This window comes from Plantibacter sp. CFBP 8798 (assembly GCF_014841195.1).
In the GTDB taxonomy this organism is placed as follows: domain Bacteria; phylum Actinomycetota; class Actinomycetes; order Actinomycetales; family Microbacteriaceae; genus Plantibacter; species Plantibacter auratus.
In genome coordinates, this window is sequence record NZ_JACYTS010000003.1 from 537,510 (window position 1) to 562,928 (window position 25,419).

The following is a 25,419-nucleotide window of genomic DNA, read 5'->3' on the forward strand; positions in this document are numbered from 1 at the left end:
CCTGAGCCGGTCGAGGGGCTGTGGCTGGGTCAGCCGGCTGCGACCGCGGCCTTGAGGTCCTTGATGAACCCCTCGGCGGCCTGGTCGGGCGTGTTCTTCCCGAAGAGGACCTGCTCGGTGTACTGCTTCACGAGCGCCTCGATCGCGCTGCCACCGGCGGGCGTGACGGTCGGCGGCTCACCGATGTCGTCGGCGAGACCGTCGAGGAACTCGACGACCGCCTGGTCGGTCTCGGCCAGCTTCGGCGTGATGTACTCGCGGATCTTCGTGTTGGCCGGGACGCCGCGCTCGGTGAGGAGCGAGTCGGCCGCGGTCTCGCTGTTGGCGAGGAAGTCGATGAACAGCGCAGCCTCGGCGGGGTGCTCGGTCCGGGCGGACGCCGACCAGTACATCGACGGCTTGTAGTACGCGGAACCATCGGCGCCGCCGTCCACCGTCGGCACCCGCAGGAGCTCGAGCGGCGACCCGCTCGCCTCGGTCAGGGCCGTCAGCTGGCTGTTCCACCAGGGGGCGAACGCAGCCGAGTTGGTCGCGGTGAAGGACTCGGCGAGCCCACCGGCCTGCTTCTCGATGATCGCGGAGGGCGACGGCGTCGCTCCCGCGTTCACGAGGTCGAGGAGGTAGGTCCACCAGGAGGACAGGGTCTCCGGCTTGATGGACACCTCGCCCTTGTCGTTGTACAGCTCGTCGCCGTGCTGACGGGCCCAGTTGTTGAGGCCGCCGTCCTCGAAGCCGAAGGGCTGGAAGCCGTAGATCGATCCGCCACCGGCTGCCGAGACCTGCTCGCTCAGCTCGGTGAAGTCGTCCCACGTCCAGGTCTCGTCGTCGGGCATCTCGATGCCGGCCGAGGCGAGGAGGTCGGGGTTCACGACGAAGGAGTAGCTCGTGATGCCCGAGGGGACGCCGTAGAGCGAGTCGTTGACCGTGCCGGACGTCAGCGTCTCCTTGGGGAAGTCGCCGAGGTCGAGCTGGTCGGTGACCGTGTTCAGGTCGAGGAGCGCGCCCCGGTCGCCGTAGGTGGCGATGTACTTCTCGTCCATCTGGATGATGTCGGGGGTGTCGTTCGCCGCCGTCTCGGTGGCGAGCTTGTCCCAGTAGCCGGCCCAGTCCGTGAACTGCGGCTCGATGGTGATGTTCGGATACTCCTTCTCGAAGGCCGCGATGACCTCCTGGGTGGCCGCCGTGCGGGCGTCGTTGCCCCACCAGGTGAAGCGGAGGGTGACGGGCTCGTCGGACAGTTCGGTGGCGGCGTCGCCCCCGGCGCTGCAGCCGGCGAGGAGGAGGGCTGCGACGGCTCCCGTCGCGATGAAGCCGGCGGCTCTGCCGTGCTTGCTGATGCTCATGCTGTTCCCTTTCGAATCGATCGATCCGGATCCGGAGCTGCTGGATCCGGTGGTGCTGGGTCTGGTGCTGGTGGTCTGGTGCGGGTGCTGCGGTGGTGCTGGTCGGTGGGTCGGGCCTCACTTGCCGCCGGTCGTCGCGATGCCCTTCAACAGGAACCGCTGACCGAACAGGAAGACGAGGAAGATCGGCAGGAGCGAGACGACACTCATGGCGAACATCGGCCCCCACGAGGTGGAGGATTGCGCGTCCATGAACGCCCGGAGGGCGAGCGGCACCGTGTACATCTCCGGTTTCGTCAGGTACAGGAGCTGACTGAAGAAGTCGTTCCAGGTCCAGATGAAGGTGAAGATGGCGGTCGTCGCGAGCGCCGGCACCATGAGCGGCAGGATGATGACCCCGAAGATGCGGGCGTGACCGCAGCCGTCGATGCGTGCCGCCTCGTCGAGTTCCTTCGGGATGCCGCGGATGAACTGCACCATGAGGAACACGAAGAACGCGTCGGTGGCGAGGATCTTCGGCAGGATCAGCGGCAGGTACGTGTTCACGAAGCCGAGCTGGGAGAACATGATGTACTGCGGCACGATGATGACGTGGATCGGCAGCATGAGCGTCATGAGCATCGCCGCGAACCACCAGCGCTTGCCGCTGAACTTCAGACGGGCGAAGGCGTAGGCGGCCATCGAGCAGGACACGAGGTTGCCGACGATGCACCCGAGGACGATGAGCACGGAGTTCAGCAGGAACACGTGGAACGGCTCGGAGAGGGTGTTCCAGCCCTCGCTGTAGTTGCTCACCTCGAAGCTGTCGAGGACGATGCCGGGGTTCCGGAAGATCTCCTCCGTCGGGCGGAGCGAGGAGACGACGAGCCAGATCACCGGGTAGAGCATGATGAAGCCGACGAGGATCAGGCCGATGTGCTTCAGGACCGACTTCCAGGGCGACCACCCACGAGCCCGGCGGTACTGGCGTTCGGCCTCCTTGGCCTCGCGACTGCGGTTCTTGCTGTCCGTCGTGATGGACCGTGTGGTCAGCGTGTCAGTCATCGTAGTTCACCCAATATTTCGAGGCCCAGAAGTTGATCGCGGTGAAGACTCCGATGATGAGGAGCAGGAACCAGGCCATGGCCGAGGCGTAGCCCATGTCGAAGTTCGAGAAGCCGCGGTTGTAGAGGTACAGCGTGTAGAACAGCGTCGAGTCGGCCGGGCCGCCCGTTCCGCCCGACACGATGAAGGCCTGCGTGAAGGCCTGGAACGCGTGGATGATCTGCAGCACGAGGTTGAAGAAGATGATCGGGGTGAGCAGCGGCAGGGTGATCTTGGTGAAGCGCTGCCACTTCGTCGCGCCGTCCATCTGCGCCGCCTCGTGGTACATGACGGGGATCTGGCGGAGACCGGCGAGGAAGATCACCATCGGTGCACCGAAGGTCCACACGTTGAGCGTGATGAGCGTGGAGAGGGCGGTCGACGGGTCGGCGATCCAGCTGCGTCCCTCGATCCCGAAGATCGCGATGAACTGGTTCACGAGGCCTTCGCCGCCGAACACCTGCTTCCACAGCACCGCGATGGCGACGGAGGAGCCGAGGAGCGACGGCAGGTAGTACACGGACCGGTAGATCGCGAGGCCACGGAGACCGCGGTCGAGCAGGGCGGCCAGGGCCAGTGCCGCGGCGAGCTGGAGCGGCACCGACACGAAGACGTACACGAACGTGACACCGAGCGAGTTGTGGAGCCGCTCATCGCCCATCATGCGGATGAAGTTGTCGAGGCCGATGAACTTCGGCGCCTGCAGCAGGTTGTACTTCGTGAAGGACAGCGCGAGCGAGGCGACCATCGGACCGACGGTGATGACGGCGAGTCCGATGAGCCACGGGAGGAGGAACAGGTAGGCGGCCTTGTTATCGCGGCGGTTGTCCTTCTTGATGAAGGCCTTCTCGGCCGCCGTCTGCGGGCGTTTGCCGGCGCTGAGCTTGCGGAGCTCGCCGAGCGCGCTCACCGAACACCCCTCGCGAGTGTCGTCCTGGGCGCCCCTGGAGTTGCACGGACCACGTCGGACCTCCTTGTCGATCGTCGTTGATGACTTCCCGGAAAGCGTTTCCCGGCTGAGCTGCATCAAGTTCTATCACGGCCCCGTCGGACGATGCAACGATTCAATCCGCATCCGTGTCCGATCTGTGATCACTTGCGACCGAATCGGTTCGAACGCTTGCCTTGACCGCGCGCGCCGTTCTACAGTGACCCGGTAAACGCTTTCCGGATGGCCCGCGGCCGCCGGGACCGGAACACGAACCAGAGGAAGAGCCACCGTGTCAGAGCAGACCATCGGGATCATCGTCAACGGCGCCACCGGGCGCATGGGCTACCGGCAGCACCTCGTGCGCTCGCTGCTGGCCATCCAGGAGCAGGGCGGTGTGCAGCTGTCCGACGGCACCCGACGCCAGATCGAGTTGATCCTCGTCGGCCGCAACCAGGCGACCCTCGACGAGCTCGCCACGCGTCATGGCATCGAGCACACCTCGACCGACCTCGACGCGGTCCTCGCCGACCCCCGCTGGGACATCTACGCCGACTTCCTCGTCACGAAGGCCCGCGCCACCGCGCTGCGCAAGGCGATCGCGGCCGGCAAGACCATCTACACCGAGAAGCCGACGGCGGAGACCTTCGAGGAGGCGCTGGAACTCGCACGCCTCGCCGCCGAGGCGGGCGTGAAGAACGGCGTCGTGCACGACAAGCTCTACCTGCCGGGGCTGCGCAAGCTCAAGCGCCTCATCGACTCGGGCTTCTTCGGTCGGATCCTCTCCGTCCGTGGCGAGTTCGGCTACTGGGTGTTCGAGGGCGACTGGCAGCCGGCGCAGCGCCCGAGCTGGAACTACCGGGCCGAGGACGGCGGCGGCATCGTCGTCGACATGTTCCCGCACTGGAGCTACGTGCTCGAGAACCTCTTCGGTCGGGTCGAGTCGGTGTATGCGAAGGCGACGACGCACATCCCCGAGCGCTTCGACGAGCGGGGCGAGGCCTATGCGGCCACCGCCGACGACGCCGCCTACGGGGTCTTCGAGCTCGAGGGCGGCGTGATCGCCCAGCTCAACTCCAGCTGGACGGTGCGCGTCGACCGCGACGAGCTCGTGCAGTTCCAGGTGGACGGCACGCATGGCTCCGCCGTCGCCGGTCTCTTCGGTTGCAAGGTGCAGCCGCGGAACGTCACCCCGAAGCCGGTGTGGAACCCCGACCTCGCCGACGACCACGACTACGCGGGCGACTGGCAGGACGTGCCGACGAACGACGTGTTCGAGAACGGGTTCAAGACGCAGTGGGAGGAGTTCCTCCGCCACGTCGTCGAGGACGGCCCCTACGAGTACGACCTGCTCGCCGGCGCGCGCGGCGTCCTGCTCGCGGAGCTCGGCCTCGAGAGCTCGCGCACCGGCCGCCGCCTCGACCTGCCCGAGGTGACGCTCGGAAGCGCGGGCGACACCGCCGGCGCGGACGAGGAGCTGGCGTCGCTCGAGGCCTCGGTCGCACGATGACGTCCGTCCCGCTGCTCTCGACCGACGGCACGGTCACCGCGCTGGAGCTCCGCGAGCCCGTCGTGGCCGAGCGGCCGACCACTCCCCTGACGAGCCGCACCGCCTACGCCGCGGCGCACGTCGTCCCGACGGCCTGGGGCGACAACGTGCCGGGCGCGCCCGCCGAGCTCGACTGGGACGCGACGCTCGCCTACCGCCACCACGCGTGGTCGTACGGCCTCGGCGTCGCGGACGCGATGGACACCGCCCAGCGGAACATGGGGCTCGACACCGCCGCCACGCGCGAGCTGATCACCCGGAGCGCCGCCGAGGCCGCCTCCGTCGGCGGCGCGCTCGTCGTCGGCGTCAACACCGACCACCTCGCCGACGAGACCGTCTCGCTCGACGCGGTCGCCGACGCTTACCTCGAACAACTCGCGTTCGCCGAGGACGCGGGCGCCGGTACCGTGCTCATGGCCAGCCGACACCTGGCGAGGGCCGCGCAGTCCGCCGACGACTACCGTCGCGTCTACGACCGGGTCCTGTCGGCCGCGCAGTCGCCGGTGGTCCTGCACTGGCTCGGCACGGCGTTCGACCCGAGCCTGGAGGGCTACTTCGGCTCCAGTGACGTCGCCGAGGCCTCGGACACGCTGCTGCGCATCATGACCGACCACGTCGACCACGTCGCCGGGGTCAAGATGAGCCTCCTCGACGCCGACGCGGAGATCGCCGTCCGACGTCGCCTCCCGACCGGCACGACGATGTTCACCGGGGACGACTTCAACTACGTCGACCTCATCGCCGGAGACACGGTCGGACACTCCGACGCCCTGCTCGGCGCGTTCACCGCGATCGCTCCGGCCGCGTCCGCCGCGATCCAGGCGCTCGACGCCGGCGACCCGGCCGCCTACGAGCGGATCCTCCGACCGACCGAGGCCCTGTCTCGGCAGATCTTCGCCGCGCCGACCTACTACTACAAGACGGGCATCGCCTTCCTCAGCTGGTTGAACGACCACCAGCCGGCGTTCTCGATGGTCGGCGGCTTGCACGCTGCCCGGAGCCTGCCGCACCTGTCGGAGATCGTGCGCCTCGCCGACGCGGCCGGCGCACTCGAGCACCCGGAGCTCGCCGCCGAACGCTGGACGGGCCTGCTGCGCACGGCCGGTGTCGTCGGCACGCTGACCACTGCGGGAGGAACCCGATGAGCACCACCGCCCTTCGACAGGCTCAGGGACCGGCGGGACAAGGTCAGGGACCGGCGGGACAAGCCGAGGGACCGGCGGGACAAGGTCAGGGACCGGCGGGACAAGCCGAGGGACCGGCGGGACAAGCTCAGGGACCGGTGAGCGGCCACCTCACCCCGCACCCGCGACTCTCGGTCAACCAGGCCACGATCAAGTACGCCACCCTCCCGGAGGCGGTCGCAGCCGTCACGGCGGCCGGTGTCACGAGCTTCGGCGCCTGGCGCGAGCCCGTGCAGGAGTGCGGCGTCGCCGCCTCGGCGAGCCTCCTCACGGACAGCGGCCTGCGTGTCTCGAGCCTGTGCCGTGGTGGCTTCTTCACCATGCCCGAGGGGCCGGCTCGCCGGACGTCGATCGACGACAACCGGACCGCGATCGACGAGGCCGCCGCCCTCGGCGCACCGGCCCTCGTCCTCGTGGTGGGCGGCCTCCCGGCCGGATCCCGTGACCTCATCGGCGCCCGCGAACTCGTCCGAGACGCGATCGGTGAGCTCACCGACCACGCGCTCGAGTCCGGCGTGCAGCTCGCCATCGAGCCGTTGCATCCCATGTACGCCTCGGACCGCGCGGTCGTCTCGACGCTCGGTCAGGCCCTCGACATCGCCGAGCAGTTCGCTCCGGAGGCCGTCGGAGTGGTCGTCGACACCTTCCACATCTGGTGGGACCCGCAGGTGCTCGAGCAGATCGCCCGCGCGGGCGCGACCGGTCGGATCTCCAGCTACCAGGCGTGCGACTGGTCGACGCCGCTCGCCGCGGACGTCCTGCTCTCCCGGCACTATCCAGGTGACGGCGTCGTCGACTTCGGATCGCTCACCCGTGCCGTCGAGGCGGCGGGGTACACCGGCGACATCGAGGTCGAGCTCTTCAACCAGGACATCTGGGACAGCCCGTTCCAGCAGGTGGTGGATCGCACCGTCGACGCGTTCCAGGCGACGGTCGTCCCGCACCTCGACCACGACGACGCGATCCACCACCCCTGATCGCCGCGGCCGCCCTGTGGCAGAGTGTGTCTCAGCAGCCGCCAGTACGAAGGAGCGCCATGTCGGTCGACGAGCACCGGGCGACGCCGGTCCCACCGACGCTGCACGACGTCGCCCGTGAGGCGGGGGTCTCCCTCGCCACCGCGTCGCGCGCGCTCAACGGGAGCACCCGGACGGTCAACGAGACGTTCCGTCGGCGGGTCCTCGACGCCGCGCTCCGGCTGAACTACACGCCGAACCTGTCGGCCCAGGCAGTCGCGAAGGGGCTGTCGTCGACGATCTCGTTGCTCGTCAGCGACATCGCCGACCCGTACTTCTCGTCCATCGCGGCCGGGGCCATCCGCGCGGCCGACGAGCAGCGCATCGCCACGACCATGGCCGTCACGCACCGCGACCACGAGCGCGAACTCGAACTCGTGCGGGTGCTCCGCGGGCAACGGCCACGCGCCATCATCCTGACGGGCAGTCGCTGGGACGGGGTGGCATCGGAGCACCGGCTGTCGGATGAGCTCGCGGCCTACGAGTCGACGGGCGGACGCGTCGTCCTCGTCTCGCAGCGGACGCTCCCGTTCGCCACGGTGCAGCTCGGTAACGCGACCGGTGCCCGCGAGCTGGCCCGGGAGCTCGTCGGTGCCGGGTACCGCCGCTTCGCCGTCATCGCCGGAGACGACCGCCTGCTCACCTCCCGCGAGCGGGTGAGCGGGTTCGCGGAGGGTTTGGCCGAGCACGGCATCGCGATCCATCCGTCGAGGATCGTCCGGGCCGAGTTCACCCGCGACGGCGGGCGCCAGGGTGCCGCCGAACTCCTGCAGCTGGGACTCGACGACGTCGACCTGGTCTTCGCGGTCAACGACGTGATGGCGATCGGCGCGATGTCGGCGTTCCGCGCGGCCGGACTCCGCCTTCCCGAGGACCTCGCGGTCGCCGGCTACGACGACATCGCGACCTCCCGCGACGTCACCCCGGCTCTCACCACGGTCGCCGTGCCGCTCGAGGCGGTCGGTGAGCACGCCGTGCGGCTGGCGCTTGACCCGGCGACGGACAGCACGACGACGGAGCCCGTCGGCGCGACGGTCCTCCTCCGCGAGAGCACGCCGCCGCGCGCCTGACTCGCCAGCCGGTCTCCTCCCCCGGGGCGTTCACCGGGGCACAACTCCTGCAGCTCGCCCCGATCGGGGTGTGCAGCGTCCGACTCAGTGGCCCTGGGGCCATGCAGCAGGAGTTGCGGACAGCAGCACGCCCTGAGCCTGGTGTCCTCGGAAGGGGACGCGTTCGCCTCCGCACAGCCGAGGTGCGCACTCGTTCCCGCGCACAACTCCTGCTGAGGGCGGCAGGGCGGCCTGACACGGCGCCGGCAGCCGGGTTCCGGTGCCGTCCAGCAGGAGTTGTGAACGCGAGACAGCTGCTAGTCGGCGACGTGCTCCTGGAACCACGGCGTGTAGGCGGCGACCTTGGTGCGGTGGCCGGCGCCGGCGACGAGTCGCTTGACGTGCTCACGGACATTGACCGTCGCGACACCGATCACGGTGACGCGGTCGAACGGCACGGCGTCGGCGACGAGCACCTCCGCGCGTCGGAGGGCCGCGGGGTCCTCGTCGGTCGCGAAGCGCTGCACCATGCGGTCGGCGGTCATCGCGTTCGCGCCGATGCTCGTGAGCACGTGGGAGGCGTCACCGTCGGCGACCACGACCCGCGCGCGGGAGGGCCGGCCGGTGTCGGCGTCGAACTCGCCCGGGTGCACGGCTGCGCCGTCGATCGTGGTGACGAGCACGACGTAGTCGTTGACCGATGACGCGAACGCCTCGGCGGACAGGCGGACGTCGTGCTCGCCCGCGCGGATGCCCGCCCAGAGGTCGGCGTCCGGGGTCAGGAAGAACGGGACGAAGTCGGCGGGCGTGAGGTCGTCGGTGCCGGCGAGCACCATCGTGCGTCGCGCCTCGCGGTGGCTCGCGGCGGCGATGTCGACGACCGGCCCGTCGGGGAGCGCCGGGGAGGCCACCGGCAGGATGCTGCCGGTCTCGAGGATGCGCTCGAGATTGCGGATGTGGGTGACGTGGTACAGCCGCTGCTCACCGACGCGCACCACGGGCAGCGCTGCCGCCGCCTTCGTCACCGTCTTCGTGGTGGCCGCGGTCCGCACGCGGGTCGGGGCCGGCTCGCGGAGCGAGGGAGCGACCGTCGACCGACGGACCTTGGGAGCGGGTGGTTCAGCGACCGGCACCTCGCGGGGCGGCGGCGGGAAGCAGGTCGCGCAGAGGCCGTTGTCGAAACCGTGTTTGCATTCGTCGCTCAAGAGAGTCCTTCTGCAGTCCGGCTCCGAGACACGAGGAGCGGGTCACTGGGGGGACGAGCCGAGACGTACGCATCAAGGGTACGCGGCTTCCGCACCCCTCGTGCACGCGGGCACCCTCAGGCCAGCCCGCGCTGCGCCCGGAACACCCGGACGCACGACACGGCGAGTGATCCGAAGAACGCCGCCATCAGCACCGGGAGCAGCCAGGGCGCCATCCACGCGGGCACGCCGAGCCAGGTGGTGAGTGCGACGACGGAGATGAGCGCGGCGGTCGCGATCGTCAGATTGCCCAGCAGTCGCCCGGTGGCGTCCAGCGTGGCAGCCGTCACCTCCGGACGAGGCGACAGTTGCGTGGACCACGTCGATGCAGTGGTCGGTGGGTGGGGGTCGACATCCGATCGGGTCGTGCCGGCGAGCGGCAGGCAGGCGGCGACGATCCAGAAGATCGCCACGACCGCGGCCCCGATGATGACCGGGAGCAGGAACCCGCCGAGACGCTTGTCCGACCAGGCGTCCGGCTGGAGTGCGGCGTCGAAGTGCACCGGCATCGGATCAGGAGCAGACGGATACACCACCAGGCCGACGACCAGCGTCGCAGCGACGATGACGAGTGCGACGAGATGCGGCCAGACCGGCGGTCGGCGAGGGGGCCACTCCGGGCGAGTGGTCGTCGGGTCCTGCATCCCACTCCTCATCTGCGCGAGCACCCTGGCGCGCACCCCAGGAATATCTGCATCAATCATACCCGATGCCCTGGTTCTCCACCTCGGGCCCGCCGCCTGGACACTGCAGCGATGCGTGGGCGACGCTACCCCCCACGCACCGCAGCACTATCCAGGCGGCGTCGTCTCGGCTCACCCGGTCGCGGCTGGCTCCGCTGGTCGACTCACCCGACGCGCGACGACCACCGCCACGACACCGGCGACCAGCGCGATGGCGAAGCATCCGGCGAACGCGATCCCGCCGGGAGCGACCCAGGCCAGCCCTGCGAACGCCCCGGAGCCGTCGAGTGCCGTGAACGCCAGCCCGGTCGCCGCGAGCGCGAGGGCACCGCCGATCGCGTCGCCGATCGACATCGCCGCACTGTTGAACCCCTGCGAGCGCTCGTCGGAGTAGGCGAGCGTCATGACGCTGAGGCGCGGGAACATGAGGCCCATGCCGCCGCCGCTCACCACCCAGGCGACGATCGGCACCACCGGCGGCAGGCCGACGAGGGCGGCGGACAGGGCGATCGCGACGGCGACCGTGACGAGTGACGACCCGATCTGCACGGCGTTCGCATTCGACAGCCGGTCCCCGAGGCGCCCCTGCAACCAGGACGACAGCGACCACGCGATCGCCCCACCGGTGAGCGCGAGTCCGGCGAGCGCCGGCGTGAGCCCGTGCTCGCGGGTCAGCAGGTACGGCACGTACACTTCGGCACCGAAGAACGCGGCGGAGGTCAGTCCGCGCACCAGGATGACCGTCGGGAGCCCGCGGCGTGCGGTGAGCGTGCCGAGCGGAATCAGGGGGCGGAGGGCGAGGATCGCGACCACGGCACCGACGACCGGGAGCGCCCAGGCGGTCCATCCCGAGAACTCCGTCGAGAGGTTGACCGCGAGGACCGCCGCCGCGACGAGCACCGCCCACCCGAGTCGACGCAGCTCCGCGCCCGTGCGCGCGACGGTGGCCACCTCGCCGCTCTCCTTCGCCGACTGCTGCTCGGCGGCCTGCCGCTCCGCGCGTTCGGTGGCGGAGGCGCGCAGCATCCGGAGGGCCGGCAGGAGGAGGAGCGTCGCCACGACCACGAGGCCGACGACCCCGAGGAAGACCCAGTGCCAGCTGAACCGCTCGGCGACCACCCCGGCGAGGAACGGCCCGATCAGGGAGGGGACCACCCAGGCGGCTGCGAACCCGGCGAAGATCCGCGGGTGCAGGGCCGGTGGGTAGATGCGGGCGACGAGGACGTACAGGGCGACGGTCATCGCTCCCGAACCGAGGCTCTGGACGAGGCGCCCGGCGACGACGGCCCACATGGTGGTCGCGGTTCCGGCCAGGAGGAGACCGACGAGGAACAGGACGACTGACGCGAGCAGCGGCTGGACCGGACCGATGCGGTCGGCGACCGAGCCCGCCGCGACCATGCCGATGACACTGACCGCGAGCGGGCCGGCGAAGGCGAGCGCGTAGAGCTGCTCGCCGTCGAGTTCCCCGCTCACGAGCGGCATGATCGTCGTGACGGCGAGGGACTCGAAGGCGCCGAGGAACACGAGCGCGCACGCACCGATGGTGACGAGGACGAACCGGCGGCTGAAGATCCCGCGGTCGCGGGGCATCGGGTCGGCTCCGGTCGTGGGCTCGGGGGTCGTCGCTGTGGTCACGATTCCGAGCCTAGAACCTCAACGTGACTTGAGGTCAAGCGCTGACGAACCCCTGCCCGTTCACCATTCAGGACGTGCCCGGCGCGCCGTCGCCGATCGACGGGTTCGGGCGCAGGGCGCGCCGCAGCCTTCCTGAATTGCGAACGAGCCGGGACCGCCCGCTAGTGCTTGGCGCTCGCCTTCAGGACCTTCGCGAGCGCGCGGTCGAGGTCGGCGATGAGGTCGGCGACGTCCTCGATGCCGACCGACAGCCGGACGACGTTCTCGGGGACCGCCAGCTCCGTGCCCTTCACCGAGGCGTGCGTCATCTGCGCCGGCAGGCCGATGAGCGACTCGACGCCACCGAGCGACTCGGCGAGCGCGAAGAGCTTCGTCTTCTCGACGAGGCGCGTGGCTGCAGCCGGGCCACCGACGAGCGCGAGCGACAGCATGCCGCCGAACCCGGACATCTGGCGGGCGGCGAGCTCGTGACCGGGGTGGCTCTCGAGGCCCGGGTAGTAGACGCGCTCGACGGCGGCGTGGCCGTCGAGGAACTCCGCGATCGCCTGCGCGTTCGCGCTGTGCTGGCGCATGCGCACCGCGAGGGTCTTGATGCCGCGGGTCGTGAGCCACGCGTCGAGCGGGGCCGAGACCGCGCCGGCGGCGAACTGCACGAAGCCGAGCTGCTCGGCGAGCTCGTCGTCGTTCATGATGATGGCGCCACCGAGGACGTCGGAGTGACCGCCGAGGTACTTGGTCGTCGAGTGCACGACGATGTCGGCCCCGAGCGAGAGCGGCTGCTGCAGCGCCGGCGAGGCGAAGGTGTTGTCCACGACGGAGAGCACCTCGTGGCGGTGCGCGAGGGCCGCGAGTGCCGCGATGTCGCTGATCTTCATGAGCGGGTTGCTCGGCGTCTCGACCCACAGCAGCTTCGTGCGGCCCGGGATGATCGCCGCTTCGACGGCCGCGAGGTCGCCGAGGTCCACGACCGTGTGCTCGATGCCCCAGGCGCCGTGCACCCGGTTGATCAGCCGGTAAGTACCGCCGTAGACGTCGTTGCCGATGACGATGTGGTCGCCGGGGCGGAGGGCCGTGCGGATGAGCGCGTCCTCGGCGGCGAGGCCGGAGGCGAAGGAGAAGCCGTGCTTCGCACCCTCGAGCGCGGCGAGCTGCGTCTCGAGCGCCGTGCGGGTCGGGTTGGCGGAGCGGCTGTACTCGTAGCCGCCGCGGAGCCCGCCGACGCCGTCCTGGACGAAGGTCGACGTCTGGTAGATCGGCGGGATGATCGCCCCGGTGGTGGGGTCGAACTCCTGTCCGGCGTGGATGCTGCGGGTGGCGAAGCCGTGGTCGTGCTTGCTCATGGGTGACTCTTTCGGTTCAGGATTCGGGGAGGTGTCGGGGTGGGCGACCGGTCGGACTGGCCCGGTCACCGGGGTCGGGCGTGGTCGGGACATCGCCCGGACTCCGCCCACACGACCTGCATGCCGCCCACGCTCAACCCGCCAGGTAGGTGAGGAGGTCGTGCCGCGTGATGACGCCGATCGGCTTGCCACCGTCGGTGACGAGGAACGCCGGGGCGGAACCGAGTGCCGCGCGCGCCGCCGGGATGGACTCACCGAGACCGATGAGCGGCAGCGGGTCGCCGACGAACGCGCTCGCGGCGTCGTTCATCTTGGCCGCGCCGCTGAAGACGGCGTCCATGAGGCTGGCCTCGTCGATCGCACCGACGACCTCGCCCATCACCACGGGCGGCTCGGCGCTCAGCACCGGGAGCTGCGAGACGCCGTACTCGGTCATGATGTCGACGACGTCGCGGACGGTGTCGCTCGGGTGCACGTGCACGAGGTCCGGCATCTCCGAGCCCTTGCCACGGAGGATGTCGCCCACCGTGCGGTCGTCGGCGACCTCGCTGAAGCCGTAGGACTGCAGCCAGGAGTCGTTGAAGATCTTGCCGAGGTAGCCGCGCCCGCCGTCGGGCAGGAGGACGACGACCACGGCCGACGCCGGGAGGTCGCGCGCCGCGACGAGAGCGGCCTGGACCGCCATGCCGCTGGAGCCGCCCACGAGCAGTCCCTCCTCACGGGCGAGGCGACGCGTCATCGCGAACGACTCGGCGTCGGTGACGGCGATGATCTCGTCGGGGATGGAGGGGTCGTACGCGGTCGGCCAGAAGTCCTCGCCGACACCCTCGACGAGGTATGGACGCCCGGTGCCGCCCGAGTAGACGGAGCCCTCCGGGTCTGCGCCGATGATGCGCAAGCCGCCCTCGGAGACCTCCTTGAGGTACTTGCCTGTCCCGGAGATGGTGCCTCCGGTGCCGACGCCCGCGACGAAGTGGGTGATCTCGCCCTCGGTGTCGCGCCAGATCTCGGGACCGGTCGACTCGTAGTGGCTGCGCGGCCCGTTCGGGTTCGCGTACTGGTTGGGCTTGAACGCGCCCGGGATCTCGGCGGTGAGGCGGTCGGACACGCTGTAGTACGAGTCGGGGCTGTCGGGAGCGACAGAGGTGGGCGTGACGACGATCTCCGCACCGTAGGCGGTGAGCACGTTCCGCTTGTCCTCGCCGACCTTGTCGGGCAGGACGAACACGCAGCGGTACCCGCGCTGCTGGGCGACGAGGGCGAGGCCGACGCCGGTGTTGCCGGAGGTGGGCTCGACGATCGTGCCGCCCGGCTTGAGGTCGCCCGACGCCTCGGCGGCGTCGATGATGCGCGTCGCGATGCGGTCCTTCGAGGAGCCGCCCGGGTTGAGGTACTCGACCTTGACGAGCACGGTGGCCGCGATGCCCTCGGTGACCCGGTTGAGCTTGACGAGGGGCGTGTTCCCGATGAGATCGAGGACGGAGTCTGCGTAGTTCATGTCTGCAATCTGTTCCTGTGGTGCGTCACCGCACGACTCTCGCGTGCGTCACCGGATGGCTGGGGCGGCTGAGGCGGCATCCCGGGCAGGGACGGCTCAGCGGGGACAGCAGGAACACGACAGGCGGAGACGCATGCTGACCACCCTACCCGGCGAGTGCAGGGAACGCAGCCGGATGACGGGGCCGATCCGACGTCAGTGGATCGCGACGAGTCGCTGCCGCGGACCGAGTGCCGAGACAGCCGAGGACACCAGCCGGACGGCGAGGGTCAGCACCATGAGGACACCGATCGCCGTGAGCACGACCGCGGCGAGCAGCAGCACCGCGACGAGCGCCGGGAGCCGGCGCAACGCGAGCTCGACCGGGCGACGACGGGGTGCCCCGTCCGCCCCGGGCGCGTACAGGTGGCCTTCGCCCGCCATGGCCGCTGCAACGAGTTCGAGCGTGGCGCGCGCGCCGGATCCGAGCTGTGCGGTCGAGGTGCGCAGCGCCTGGGACATCACGTGGCCCTTCTCGTCGGATGGATCGGTGTTCGCGGGTGCGAGGACTCGACCGTAGCAGTCGGGTGCCCCGTTCGGGGGTGCCGATGCCCATTCTGCCAGGCGGGCGTGAACGCGCGGTGGCCTGCCGGCGGCCGCATGATGGACGCGCACCGCGCTCCCTAGACTGGAGGCATGACCGTCTCCGGCCTCTCCGCCGTCTCCCAGGACTACCTCAAGACGATCTGGACGACCTCCGAGTGGGCCGACGAGTCGGCCACCGTCAAGCTGCTCGCGGATCGCATGGGTGTCCGTCCCGCGACCGCCTCCGACGCCGTGAAGCGACTCGCGGCCCAGGGACTCGTCGTGCACGAACCCTACGGCAGCATCGAGCTCACCCCCGCCGGGCAGGCGCACGCGGTCGCGATGGTCCGGCGACACCGGCTCATCGAGACCTTCCTCGTCGAGATGCTCGGCTACGGCTGGGACGAGGTCCACGACGAGGCGGAGATCCTCGAGCACGCGGCGAGCGACACGATGATCGAGCGCATCGACGCCGCCCTCGGCCACCCGATCCGCGATCCGCACGGCGACCCGATCCCCTCTGCCGACGGCACCCCGCACCGCCCGGACGCGGTCCGGTTGAACGAGGCGCCGTCGGACAGCCCGCTGACGGTGTGCCGCATCTCGGACGCCGACCCGGAGACCCTCCGCCATCTGAGCACCCTCGGCATCGTCCTCGACACCGAACTCAGCGTGGACGACCACCGGGCGTTCGCGGGCGAACTGGAACTCCGGCTCACCGCCACCGGCACCCGCCTCACGCTCGGTCGCCTCGCCGCCGACGCCGTCTGGGTGACGGTCGTCGCCTGATCGCCGGCATCTCCGTTCGCCGATGTTCCGGCGAGCGAACCGCCGGGCTGATCACCCGAAGAACGTCAGCACGATGAGCGCGACGTTCAGCGTGACGATGAGCGCGACCACGATCCAGGCGAACACGCGGGTGGCGAGCTGGTCGACGTGGACACCCATGATCCGCCGGTCGCCCGTGTAGCGCACGAGCGGGATGAGCGCGAAGGGGATGCCGAGGCTGAGGAACACCTGGCTGAGCACGAGCGCGGTGGTCGGGTCGATGCCCGCAGCCAGGATGACGAGTGCCGGGATGAGGGTGATCACGCGTCGGGCGAGCAACGGGATGCGCACCTTGAGGAGCCCGCCCATGATCGCCGCTCCCGCGTAGGCGCCCACCGAGGTCGAGGCGAGCCCCGATGCGAGCAGGCCGATGGCGAAGATCACGCCGATGACCGGCCCGAGCGCAGCGGTGATCGCCGCGTGCGCCCCCTCGATCGAGTCCGTCCCCTCGACACCGCCGAGCGACGCGGCCGCGAGCAGGAGCATCGCGATGTTCACCGCTCCGGCGAGGACGAGTGCCGCCGCGACGTCCCAGCGGGTCGCCACGATGAGCCGACGGATGGCACCGTCGCTCGTCTGGACGCCGTGCCGGTCCCGACTCAGCGAGGAGTGGAGGTAAATCGCGTGCGGCATGACCGTCGCGCCGAGCATGCTCGCGGCGAGCAGGACCGTCGCCGTGCCCTCGAACCGCGGCACCAGCCCACCGGCCGCGGCACCCCAGTCGACGGGACTGACAAACAGACCGGCGAGGAAGCCGACGGCGATGACGGCGAGGAGCGTCAGGATCGCGAACTCGAAGTGCCGCTGGCCGTACCAGTTCTGCACGGCGAGGAGCACGATCGAGAAGACCCCGACGATGACGCCGCCGAGCACGAGCGGGATCCCGAACAGCAGGTACAGCGCCACGGCGCCGCCGATCACTTCGGCGAGGTCGGTCGCGGCGGCGACGAGCTCCGCCTGCACCCAGTAGAGCCGACGCGGCCCGGTGCGCAGTCGCGAGCCGAGCAGCTCGGGCAGGCTCTGCCCGGTGACGAGGCCGAGCTTGGCGGAGAGGTACTGGACGAGCACGGCCATCGCGTTCGCGGCGACGAGCACCCAGACGAGCAGGTAGCCGTACTGGGCTCCCGCCGTGAGGTTGGCCGCGACGTTCCCGGGATCGACGTAGGCGATCGCCGCCACGAAGGCGGGCCCGAGGAGGAACAGGAGTCGTGGTCCGCGCGGCGCGCGGGTCGTCGGAGCGGCGAGGTCACTGGTCACGTCGGCCATGTTAGCAAGACCGAGCTACATTTGTTAGACGAGTCTAACTCTTGGATTCACCGGCTGTCTGCTTGGATGAGCCTGAGAATCGACTGCGCATCGTCAGGCGCCGGAACGGCACCCGTAAGCCGATCTGGTTCGATAGTTACGCATACAACTTTTCGAGAGGCCCCCGTGACCCCTGCAGCAGATCGCCCCAAGAACACCCCCGTCCCGCCCGCCGTCAAGCAGCAGAGCGTGAAGCAGGAGCGCGAAGCCCAGCGTCAGGCCAAGGTAGCCGCCTTCAAGCAGGCCCAGAAGCGGAAGAACCGCAACCGCCGCATCGGGATCTGGGCCGGTGTCGTGGGCGGTGTGGCCGTCATCGCGGTCCTCATCACGAGCGTCGTCCTCACCCTGCCGAAGAACGCCAGCTACCCCGGCGGTGGCACCGGCACCGGCCAGGACATCGCGGGCGTGGAGCTGTTCCAGAACACCTCGGAACACGTCGAGGGCACGGTCGACTACCCGCAGAATCCGCCGGCCGGTGGCCCGCACAACCAGTACTGGCTGAACTGCGGCATCTACACCGAGGAGCAGACCAACGAGAACGCGGTCCACTCCCTCGAGCACGGCGCGATCTGGGTCACCTACGACCCGTCTCTCAGCGACGCGGAGCTCACGAAGCTCAAGGAGCTGCTCCCCACCACGTACGTCGTCCTGTCGCCGAAGTCCGACCTCCCCTCGCCGATCGTGCTGAGCGGCTGGAACTCCCAGCTGCAGGTCAACAACGCGAGTGACGCGCGCATCGCCGACTTCTTCGAGGAGTTCTGGAAGAGCAACAACGTCCCGGAACCCGGCGCGGCCTGCACCGGCGCGATCGACGGTCCCGGCAAGGTCTGATCCGTTGACCCCGGCGAGCACACCCGACGCACCGGCGACCGGTGAACCGGCCGACGGCGGCGTGACCGACGAGGAACTCGCCGCCTGGGAGGCGCAAGGCTCCCCCGACGGCTCCAGCCGGACGCGCATCGTCATCGCCGCGATGGCCGTCATCGCGATCATGGTCGCCGCGGCGATCGGCTTCTCGGTCGGTCGACTCAGCACGCTCGCCGACCCGACACCCACCACGACGAGCGCCGAGGCAGGCTTCTCGCGCGACATGCAGGTGCACCACAACCAGGGCGTGGAGCTCGCCATGATCATCCGCGACCGGACGGACGCGGTCGACGTGCGCACCCTCGCGTACGACATCGCGACCACCCAGGCGCAGCAGTCGGGCCAGCTGTACGACTGGCTCGTCCAGTGGAGCCTGCCGCAGGGTTCACGGCAGCCGGACATGACGTGGATGACGCTCCCCACGCTCACGGGCGCGAGCGGCCATGCGCACGGCGGTGACACGGCGACCCCGGGATCCACCCACACCCCGGGCGACCCGATGCCGGGCCTCGCCACCCCCGCCCAGATCGACCAGCTGACGGCAGCGTCCGGTCTCCAAGCCGAGCGGGTCTTCCTCACGCTGATGATCGCCCACCACCAGGGCGCGGTCGAGATGGCCGAGGCGCTGCAGCCGCGGACCACGAACGCGACCGCGCTGGCCTTCACGCGCGCGGTCATCGCGAGCCAGCAGGCGGAGATCGAGCTCATGACCAGCATGCTCGACGACCGGGGCGGACCGGTCGACCTCGCCGGCTGACGCCTCCCGTCGACCGCCCGGGCGAGCTGCGGGCTCCGACAAGGGGCTAGCCAGAACACCGGCTGACGGCGAAGAATGATCCCGACGCCCGAACGGGCCCGATGAACAGGAGCGACGAATGGCACTCGACGACATCACCAAGAAGGCTCAGGAATTCCTGAAGGACAACAAGGTCAAGGACGCGCTGAAGAGCGAACAGGCCGAGGACATCAGCGACAAGCTCCTCGGCAGCGTGGCCGACGCGGCCAAGAAGGTCACCGGCGGCAAGTTCGACGAGCAGATCGACGGCGCCCGCGACGCGGCGGACAAGGCCGTCGGCAACGAGTAGTCCCCGGCTCGAAACGCGAGACGGCCGGGTCCCGATGGGCGCCCGGCCGTTCACGTCTGTGCCGGTCAGCGCTCGATCGTCATTCCGGGTCGATCAGTGCCCGTCGACGCCGGCGTCGACGGGGTTGCTCCGGAACCGGTCGAGCGCGATGGCCACGAGTTCGGGAGCGGACAGGTGCGTGTCCTGCATGAGGTCCGAGAGGACTTCTGACGCGCGTCCGCTGAGCGTCAGTTGCACGGACGCGGAGCGGTCTTCATCGACACCGCTCAGCGCACGACGACGTTCACCCAGGCTGAGGATGGCCGACCGCAGATAGGTGCGGCTCGCGACGGTGTCGATCTCCCAGCGGCCGGCGCGACGGTTCGCGACGACATTGCCACGACGGATGTTGGTCATGAGGGACGCTCGGCTCACATGGAGCCGCGCGGCGAGTTCCGCCGTCCGGACCGGACGCGGGAGGTCGTCGATGAAGTCCTCGACGAGCGCCTCCCGGAGGAGTTCCCAGGCGACGTCCGGAGGGAGCGGCGCATCGGGCATGCTGCCGCCGTCCTGCAGCGGACCCACCCACGCGGTCGTGGGGGCGTCGCGTTCGGTCATCGTCATCGCCCCTCCAAGGTTCCGGCGCTCGAACCTCAAGCATGCTCGGTGCCCGTGGAAAGCGCGTCCCCCAATGCGGGTTGCCCGCGTTCGCGGGGTGCCGGCCCGAAACGACGCACCCCGTCCACCAGGGCGGACGGGGTGCGGGCGACGCTCGGACGACTCAGCTGCGGTTCGCGACCGGTCGGGAACCCACCGGGCGGGTCCCCTCGAACAGGATCCGGTAGCTGAATCCGGCGATCAGCGCGCCGATGATCGGGAACACGATGAACACCCAGACCTGCGCGAGCCAGTCGGCCCCGCCGAAGATGGCGGTCGCGATGGAGCGCGCCGGGTTGAGCGAGCCGTTGTCGATCGGGATCGCGATCAACAGGAACAGCGTGAGCGTGCCGCCGATGGCGATCGGCGCGAAGCCCGCGGCGGCCCGCGTGTGCGTGACGCCGAGGATGACGTAGAGGAAGAGTGCGGTGATGACGACCTCGATCACGATCGCCGAGACGAGTCCGAATCCGCCGGGCGAGAGCTCACCGAACCCGTTCGAGACGAAGCCGCTCGCGACGGCCTTGTCGAGGAATCCTGCCGGTCCGCCGGCCGCGAGGCCGAACACCGCGAGTGCGCCGAGGAACGCTCCGACGAGCTGCGCGAGGATGAACGTCCACGTCGCACGCCAGGGGAACCGGCCGGCGGCGGCGAGCCCGAGCGTCACCGCCGGGTTGAAGTGCCCGCCGGAGATAGGGCCGAACGCGTAGGCGGCGATGGTCACCGAGAGGCCGAGGGCGATCGCCACCCCGAGGAAACCGACGCCCAGGGGGTTGGAGGTCTCCTCGCCGAAGAATGCGGAGAAGGTCGCCGTCCCGACGAGACCGAAGACCAGCAGGAAGGTGCCGGCCAGCTCTGCGAGGAGTTGCGACGCGGTGGTCGGTTCGACGGAGGGTGGGACTTCCGGGGAGGACATCTGGGCTCTTCTCGCTCGAGGTGACGACGTGGACGCGGAGCTCTGGCGAGCACCGCGCCATCAGCAGACTATTGCCCCGCGTCCCACCGGCGACAGCCCCGAGGGCAGCATGTCGCCGTCGCTCAGTGCACCTCCAGGTCGTGGAGCGGGACCTGGAGCCGGAAGACGTGCTCGATCGCGAGCTCCGCGCCGACGGCGTCGCCCGAGGCGATCGCGGAGCGGAGGTGCGGGTACCCGACGCGCAGATCCGACCAGTCCACCGTCTCGGCCGACCGCGTCGCCGCGACGCGGTAGATCAGGGCGCCGATCACGTCCTTCGTCGCCGTGACGAGGACCGGGTTCTCGCAGTGCTTCAGGAACCGGTCCACGAGCCCCCAGACGCAGCGGCCGTGCGCATCCGCGTCCTCCGCCGTCACCGTCGTCATCGTGTGCTCGACGAACGCCAGGAGCTCCGCCCGTTGCCCAGCGGTCAACGTCGGGACGGTGACCCGGACGACGCCGCTGACGAGCGCTCCGAGGGTCTGCAGGACGGCTGTCCGGTCCTCGGCCCGTGGCTGCGCGACCCGGGTGTGCCGCTGCGGTGCCGTCTCGACTAGTCCGACGCGCTCGAGTTCCCGGAGTGCTGCGGCGACTTCCTTACTCGGAGCGTCGAGCCACTCCCGGAGCTCCTCCTCGATGAGCAGCTCGCCCGAGGGGAGCGTCCCGTCGTAGATCGCGTTGCGGATCCGCTCGGTCGCGGAATCGCCGACAGGCGACGGCCGCGACCCGGACGGTCCATCGGGGTTCGGCATCGGTTCCTCGCTCGGCTGGGGACGGCTGCTGGCTACCGGCCGATCGTACCGCGGACGATCCCCGCCTCGGCGAGCGCCGCCTGTGCCTGCCGGTGCTTGTTGTCGATCGAGGCACCGATCTCCTGGGCCAGGCGGGGCTTACTGCGAACGAGCTGGTCGATGGTGGACAGCGGCATCCGCAGGACCAGGGTCGTGCCGTCGGCGATCGCGGCGGCCATGGCGACCTCCCTCGTCAGCGCCGTCTGGCCGATGAAGTCGCCGACGCCGAGTCGTTGGAAGGTGATGAGCCCGTCCGTCGTCGGCACGGCGAGATGGACGCCACCCTCGACGAGGAACCGCATCGCGCCGGGGATCGTGCCCGCCTGCTGGATGGTCTCCCCCGGCCCGTACCGCTCGAGTGTGCACGTCCGGGCGAGCTCGTCGTAGTCCTCCTCCCGCGCGTGGAGGGTCGGCGCCAATTCGGCGATGGCACTCCGCAAGCGCTCCGGCGTCGCGACCGGGTCGGAGCCGTCGCCGTCGAGCGCGAGACCGCGGCGCCGCGAGGCGTACCAGAGCCAGGCGCGGAACAGGGCGACGGCGGCGTCGGCGGTGGAGGGCCCGGACACGGGCAGGGTGACGGCGAACCGCGCTGCGCCGAGGTAGGACGCGGACACCACGTCCCCCGGCTCGAGCATCGGCAGTCCCGATCCGACCTCGCGGAGCAGCCGGAGCACATCGTCCGGCGGGTCGTCGGTCGAGAAGGTCACCTCGACGCTCGCGGTGTACGCACCCACCGGTTGGCTGAGGTTCGTGAACGACGCCCCCGCGAGCGAGGAGTTCGGCACGATCTGGATGCCGTTGCCGGTGTCGAGGTGGACCGCACGCCAGTTCACCTCGACCACGCGACCGCGGACGCTTCCCGTGTCGAGCCAGTCGCCGAGACGGAACGGCTGCTCGAACAGCAGCAGCAGTCCCGAGATGACCCCGCCGACCGCGTTCTGCAGGGCGAGGCCGATCACGATCGACGTCACGCCGAGCGCGGTGACGAGGCCACCGATGTCGGCTCCCCACACCCAGGAGAACAGGATCGCGAGGCTGATGAGGATGAGGGCCAGCCGCGCGAGATCGACGAAGATCGACGGGATCCGGTCACGCCACGACCCCTCCTCGGCGTTCGCGAACAGGGCGACGTTGAAGGCGGAGAGGATGAGCAGGATCACGAGGAACCCGAGGAGGGTGCCGACGATCCGCACCCAGGTGCTGTCGTCCGCCCGCGCCGTGGCGAACACGAGGAGCGCGAACACCGCGCCGACCGGCACCACGTAGTTGCGCAGCAGACGGATCGGTTTCGCCGCAGCGTGCTTCCGGCGGTTGAGCGCACCGAGCACCTCGGTCAGGACGATGAGCAGCACGGGGACGCCGACGGCCAGCGCCACAGCCCAGGGGAACCACGCCTCCTGCCACACCTGCGTCATGACTTCGGCCCCGAGACGACCTGCCAGACGGCCTGCGGACCGCCGCGCGTCTCCACGGTGCCGGCGGCCTCGAAGGCGACAGTGTCCTGCATGCGGTCGCGGACCCGCTGACTGACGAAGATGCCGGCCGTCCCGGAGACCGACTGCACCTGGTTGGCGAGACTGACCGCGTCACCCCACATGTCGTAGGCGAGGCTCGTCCGGCCGACGAGGCCGCTCGTCACGACACCGGCGTCCACGCCGACCCGCAGGGTGAGGTTCGCCTGGTGCTGCGCATTGAAGCGTTCGACGATCGTGCGCATCTCGAGCGCGAAGTCGAGGGTCCGACGCACGTTGTCGACACGTGGGACGATCAGCCCGCAGCTCGCGAGATACCCCTCCCGCAGCGTCCGCACCTGCTCGATCCCGAGCCGCTCGGCCGCCTCGTCGAAGCTGCGGACCAGCGCGTTGAGCATCGACAGCTCCCGCTCCGGATCGAGGCCGCGGGTCAGGTCGTCGAACCCGACGAGGTCGGCGAAGATGACGGACACGTCCTGGTGGACCTCGGAGATCGTCTCCTCACCGTCCTTGTAGCGCTTGGCGACCGACGCCGGCATGAGGGTGAGCAGCAGCTTCTCGTTCTCCGCTCGCTGCTCCTCGATGAGCTCCTGCTTGAGTCTCAGGCTGCGGCTCATGTCGTTGAAGGCCGTGCCCAGGTCACCGAACTCGTCGCGTCGGGTGTTCGGCACCTCGACGCTGTAGTCGCCACCGGCCACCCGCCGCACCGCGCCGACGAGTGCCCGCACCGGCCGGGCGAACACCTGCGCCAGGAGCAGGGAGAGCAACGACACCACGACCACGATGGCGAGCACCGAGATGACGAGGTTGCGGGTGAAGTCGGTCACCGGTGCGAAGGCCTCGGCGGCGTCGACCCGGGCGACGAGCACCCACTGGAGCCCGTCGATGTCGACCGGGGTGTACGCCGTGAGGTTCTCCTCACCGAGGTAGCCGCGCCCGATGGTGGTGCCGGTCTCGCCCGCGAGCGCACGCTCGACCGAGACGGTGCGGGTCGGTTGGATCTGGATCGTCCCCGCGACGGCAACGGCACGCGCGGCCGTCTCCGGCGGTGTGCCGGCGGCGACCGCGGCCCGCTCGTACGCCTTCGGATCCTCGATCAGCAGACGGGAGGTCGAGCGCATGAGTTGATCGGGCCCGGCGAGGTACGTCTCGCCGGTCTCCCCCAGGCCGTCCTGCTCCCACTGGCCGGAGCCGGTCATGATGTCGTTGATCGCCTCGATCGGGACCTGCAGCGCCATCACCCCGTCGACCCGACCGTTCTCGCCGACCGGTGAGAAGATCCACTGCGTCGGGACGTTGAGCGACGGCTGGTAGCGCTCGAAGTCGGTGATGCCCACGTAGTCGATCGCGTTCGACCGGAGCGCCGCGGTGAAGCCGTCCTCGAGCACGCCGCCCTTGTAGGGGCCGGTGAGGACGTTCGTACCGAGGTCCGGACCCTTGTAGGCGCTGTAGACGACGTCGCCCTCGTCATCGATGAGCAGGGCGTCCTCGTACCCGAAACGGTCGATGATCTCGCGGAAGTAGTCGTGGTACTGCGCGTGCACGGACGACCAGGCGCTCCCGTCACCGGCATCGTCGACGGTGATGGCGGTGTCGTAGTCGAGGTCGCCCGGCGTGTACACCGACTGCAGGTAGGTCTCGGCCGGGTTCGTCGGGATGAACGCAGCCGGGTCCGCCTCGTCACCGGTGCGTTCGGCGAGCTCCGGAGCGAACGTGTCCTCGTAGAACGACGTCACCGTCGACGCGCGCGCCGGGTCCACCGGCTGCTCCTCCAACTCGTGGAAGGCGTCGTGGAAGCCGTTCATCGCGTCGACCACGGTGGTGCCGCGGGTGTAGACGACGAGCGAGTCGCGCGTCTGGTCGTAGTAGTTCGTGATCTCACGGGCGCGGGACTCCCGGACCTCGGTCAGCCGCTCGAACGACGCCTGGCGCAGCGAGTCACTGCCGGACAGGTACCCGACGATCCCGGTCACGATCGACGCTCCCACGCTGACGAGCAGCAGCATGACGAGCAGCTTCGACTGGATGCTGAAGCCGGGGCGACCGAACCGTCCGCGACCGAACCGGCGGGACCTGGCGGCCGAAGAGGGTGCCGGCGGAATCAGTGGGACTGTCGGGCCCGTCGGCGCGGCGCCGTCTGGCGAGGATCCGGATGGTGCGTCCACAGCTGCGGTCATCGACGAGTCCCCTACTCGATCCGGCGGTGCGCGGTCACCCCCTCCTTCGGGGGTCACGATGGCGCTCACTCTAGCCACCCGTGCCGCGCGCCCACAATGGCTGGGCCGCGATTCTTCGCCGGCCGGACTGCGCCGTCAGGCCTACACACGTCAGCGCGTCGTCGACGTGCCCGACCCGACGCGA

General features: G+C 69.9%; 23 protein-coding genes. 8 read left to right on the forward strand and 15 right to left on the reverse strand.

Annotated features, from left to right (window positions below; all coding sequences use genetic code 11):
- Nucleotides 1–29 precede the first annotated feature (29 nt).
- The 3 genes from IFU30_RS15040 to IFU30_RS15050 form a co-directional block, all read right to left on the reverse strand.
- Nucleotides 30–1,343 carry an ABC transporter substrate-binding protein gene (locus IFU30_RS15040; protein ID WP_124767322.1) on the reverse strand — a complete coding sequence of 438 codons (1,314 nt, stop codon included), beginning with the start codon at nt 1,341–1,343 and terminating at the stop codon, nt 30–32.
- A 117-nt stretch (nt 1,344–1,460) separates the two neighbouring features.
- The gene (locus IFU30_RS15045; protein WP_079706749.1) at nt 1,461–2,387 is read right to left on the reverse strand and encodes a carbohydrate ABC transporter permease; all 927 of its coding nucleotides are present in this window, start codon (nt 2,385–2,387) and stop codon (nt 1,461–1,463) included.
- Entirely contained in the window at nt 2,380–3,336 is a 957-nt protein-coding gene (locus tag IFU30_RS15050) for a carbohydrate ABC transporter permease (protein WP_079706748.1), read from the reverse strand. The genes IFU30_RS15045 and IFU30_RS15050 overlap by 8 nt, the downstream gene beginning before the upstream one ends.
- 358 nt (nt 3,337–3,694) lie before the next feature.
- Between IFU30_RS15050 and IFU30_RS15055 the strand changes: the two genes are divergently transcribed.
- The 4 genes from IFU30_RS15055 to IFU30_RS15070 all read left to right on the forward strand — a co-directional run bounded on the left by IFU30_RS15055 (nt 3,695) and on the right by IFU30_RS15070 (nt 8,173).
- Nucleotides 3,695–4,864, forward strand: coding sequence for a Gfo/Idh/MocA family protein (locus IFU30_RS15055; RefSeq protein WP_192006443.1), 1,170 nt, complete (start codon nt 3,695–3,697; stop codon nt 4,862–4,864).
- Nucleotides 4,861–6,048: a dihydrodipicolinate synthase family protein gene (locus tag IFU30_RS15060; protein ID WP_192005820.1), complete on the forward strand. Its 1,188-nt coding sequence runs from the start codon at nt 4,861–4,863 to the stop codon at nt 6,046–6,048. Before IFU30_RS15055 ends, IFU30_RS15060 begins: the two co-directional genes overlap by 4 nt.
- Nucleotides 6,049–6,185: 137 nt before the next feature.
- Nucleotides 6,186–7,064, forward strand: coding sequence for a sugar phosphate isomerase/epimerase family protein (locus IFU30_RS15065; RefSeq protein WP_342450876.1), 879 nt, complete (start codon nt 6,186–6,188; stop codon nt 7,062–7,064).
- A 59-nt stretch (nt 7,065–7,123) separates the two neighbouring features.
- Nucleotides 7,124–8,173: a LacI family DNA-binding transcriptional regulator gene (locus tag IFU30_RS15070; RefSeq protein WP_085512707.1), complete on the forward strand. Its 1,050-nt coding sequence runs from the start codon at nt 7,124–7,126 to the stop codon at nt 8,171–8,173.
- Nucleotides 8,174–8,469: 296 nt separating this feature from the next.
- On the opposite strand, the gene IFU30_RS15075 is transcribed toward IFU30_RS15070, so the two are convergent.
- The 6 genes from IFU30_RS15075 to IFU30_RS15100 form a co-directional block, all read right to left on the reverse strand.
- Nucleotides 8,470–9,357: a DarT ssDNA thymidine ADP-ribosyltransferase family protein gene (locus IFU30_RS15075; RefSeq protein WP_124767325.1), complete on the reverse strand. Its 888-nt coding sequence runs from the start codon at nt 9,355–9,357 to the stop codon at nt 8,470–8,472.
- Nucleotides 9,358–9,473: 116 nt separating this feature from the next.
- Nucleotides 9,474–10,040, reverse strand: coding sequence for a DUF1648 domain-containing protein (locus tag IFU30_RS15080; RefSeq protein ID WP_192005824.1), 567 nt, complete (start codon nt 10,038–10,040; stop codon nt 9,474–9,476).
- A 171-nt stretch (nt 10,041–10,211) separates the two neighbouring features.
- Nucleotides 10,212–11,672, reverse strand: coding sequence for an MFS transporter (locus IFU30_RS15085; protein ID WP_192006445.1), 1,461 nt, complete (start codon nt 11,670–11,672; stop codon nt 10,212–10,214).
- 206 nt (nt 11,673–11,878) lie between these two features.
- Nucleotides 11,879–13,057: a cystathionine gamma-synthase gene (locus tag IFU30_RS15090; protein WP_071258797.1), complete on the reverse strand. Its 1,179-nt coding sequence runs from the start codon at nt 13,055–13,057 to the stop codon at nt 11,879–11,881.
- Nucleotides 13,058–13,190: 133 nt separating this feature from the next.
- Entirely contained in the window at nt 13,191–14,555 is a 1,365-nt protein-coding gene (locus tag IFU30_RS15095; protein ID WP_192005826.1) for a cystathionine beta-synthase, read from the reverse strand.
- 195 nt (nt 14,556–14,750) lie between these two features.
- Complete coding sequence (locus tag IFU30_RS15100; protein ID WP_192005828.1) at nt 14,751–15,059, reverse strand: hypothetical protein; 309 nt, start codon at nt 15,057–15,059, stop codon at nt 14,751–14,753.
- Between the two features lie 171 nt (nt 15,060–15,230).
- Between IFU30_RS15100 and IFU30_RS15105 the strand changes: the two genes are divergently transcribed.
- On the forward strand, nt 15,231–15,908 hold the full coding sequence (locus tag IFU30_RS15105) for a metal-dependent transcriptional regulator (RefSeq protein ID WP_079706739.1): 678 nt from the start codon (nt 15,231–15,233) through the stop codon (nt 15,906–15,908).
- Between the two features lie 51 nt (nt 15,909–15,959).
- Here IFU30_RS15105 and IFU30_RS15110 read toward each other — a convergent pair whose 3' ends face one another.
- Nucleotides 15,960–17,213, reverse strand: a complete 1,254-nt coding sequence (locus IFU30_RS15110; RefSeq protein ID WP_137243876.1) for an Nramp family divalent metal transporter — start codon at nt 17,211–17,213, stop codon at nt 15,960–15,962.
- 165 nt (nt 17,214–17,378) lie between these two features.
- Between IFU30_RS15110 and IFU30_RS15115 the strand changes: the two genes are divergently transcribed.
- The 3 genes from IFU30_RS15115 to IFU30_RS15125 all read left to right on the forward strand — a co-directional run bounded on the left by IFU30_RS15115 (nt 17,379) and on the right by IFU30_RS15125 (nt 19,204).
- Nucleotides 17,379–18,083, forward strand: a complete 705-nt coding sequence (locus tag IFU30_RS15115; RefSeq protein ID WP_124767330.1) for a DUF3105 domain-containing protein — start codon at nt 17,379–17,381, stop codon at nt 18,081–18,083.
- Nucleotides 18,084–18,087: 4 nt separating this feature from the next.
- Nucleotides 18,088–18,876, forward strand: coding sequence for a DUF305 domain-containing protein (locus tag IFU30_RS15120; protein WP_249404836.1), 789 nt, complete (start codon nt 18,088–18,090; stop codon nt 18,874–18,876).
- A 118-nt stretch (nt 18,877–18,994) separates the two neighbouring features.
- The gene (locus tag IFU30_RS15125) at nt 18,995–19,204 is read left to right on the forward strand and encodes an antitoxin (protein WP_079706736.1); all 210 of its coding nucleotides are present in this window, start codon (nt 18,995–18,997) and stop codon (nt 19,202–19,204) included.
- Between the two features lie 93 nt (nt 19,205–19,297).
- Here the strand turns inward: IFU30_RS15125 and IFU30_RS15130 are convergent, their stop codons facing one another.
- The 5 genes from IFU30_RS15130 to IFU30_RS15150 form a co-directional block, all read right to left on the reverse strand.
- On the reverse strand, nt 19,298–19,807 hold the full coding sequence (locus tag IFU30_RS15130; RefSeq protein ID WP_192005832.1) for a hypothetical protein: 510 nt from the start codon (nt 19,805–19,807) through the stop codon (nt 19,298–19,300).
- 157 nt (nt 19,808–19,964) lie between these two features.
- A complete protein-coding gene (locus IFU30_RS15135; protein ID WP_124767332.1) occupies nt 19,965–20,756 on the reverse strand; it encodes an aquaporin in 792 nt (263 codons plus the stop codon).
- Nucleotides 20,757–20,878: 122 nt separating this feature from the next.
- A complete protein-coding gene (locus tag IFU30_RS15140) occupies nt 20,879–21,547 on the reverse strand; it encodes a GntR family transcriptional regulator (RefSeq protein WP_192005834.1) in 669 nt (222 codons plus the stop codon).
- Between the two features lie 32 nt (nt 21,548–21,579).
- Nucleotides 21,580–23,001 carry a mechanosensitive ion channel domain-containing protein gene (locus tag IFU30_RS15145; RefSeq protein ID WP_192005836.1) on the reverse strand — a complete coding sequence of 474 codons (1,422 nt, stop codon included), beginning with the start codon at nt 22,999–23,001 and terminating at the stop codon, nt 21,580–21,582.
- A complete protein-coding gene (locus tag IFU30_RS15150) occupies nt 22,998–25,235 on the reverse strand; it encodes an adenylate/guanylate cyclase domain-containing protein (protein WP_197977596.1) in 2,238 nt (745 codons plus the stop codon). The genes IFU30_RS15145 and IFU30_RS15150 overlap by 4 nt, the downstream gene beginning before the upstream one ends.
- Between the last annotated feature and the right edge of the window lie 184 nt (nt 25,236–25,419).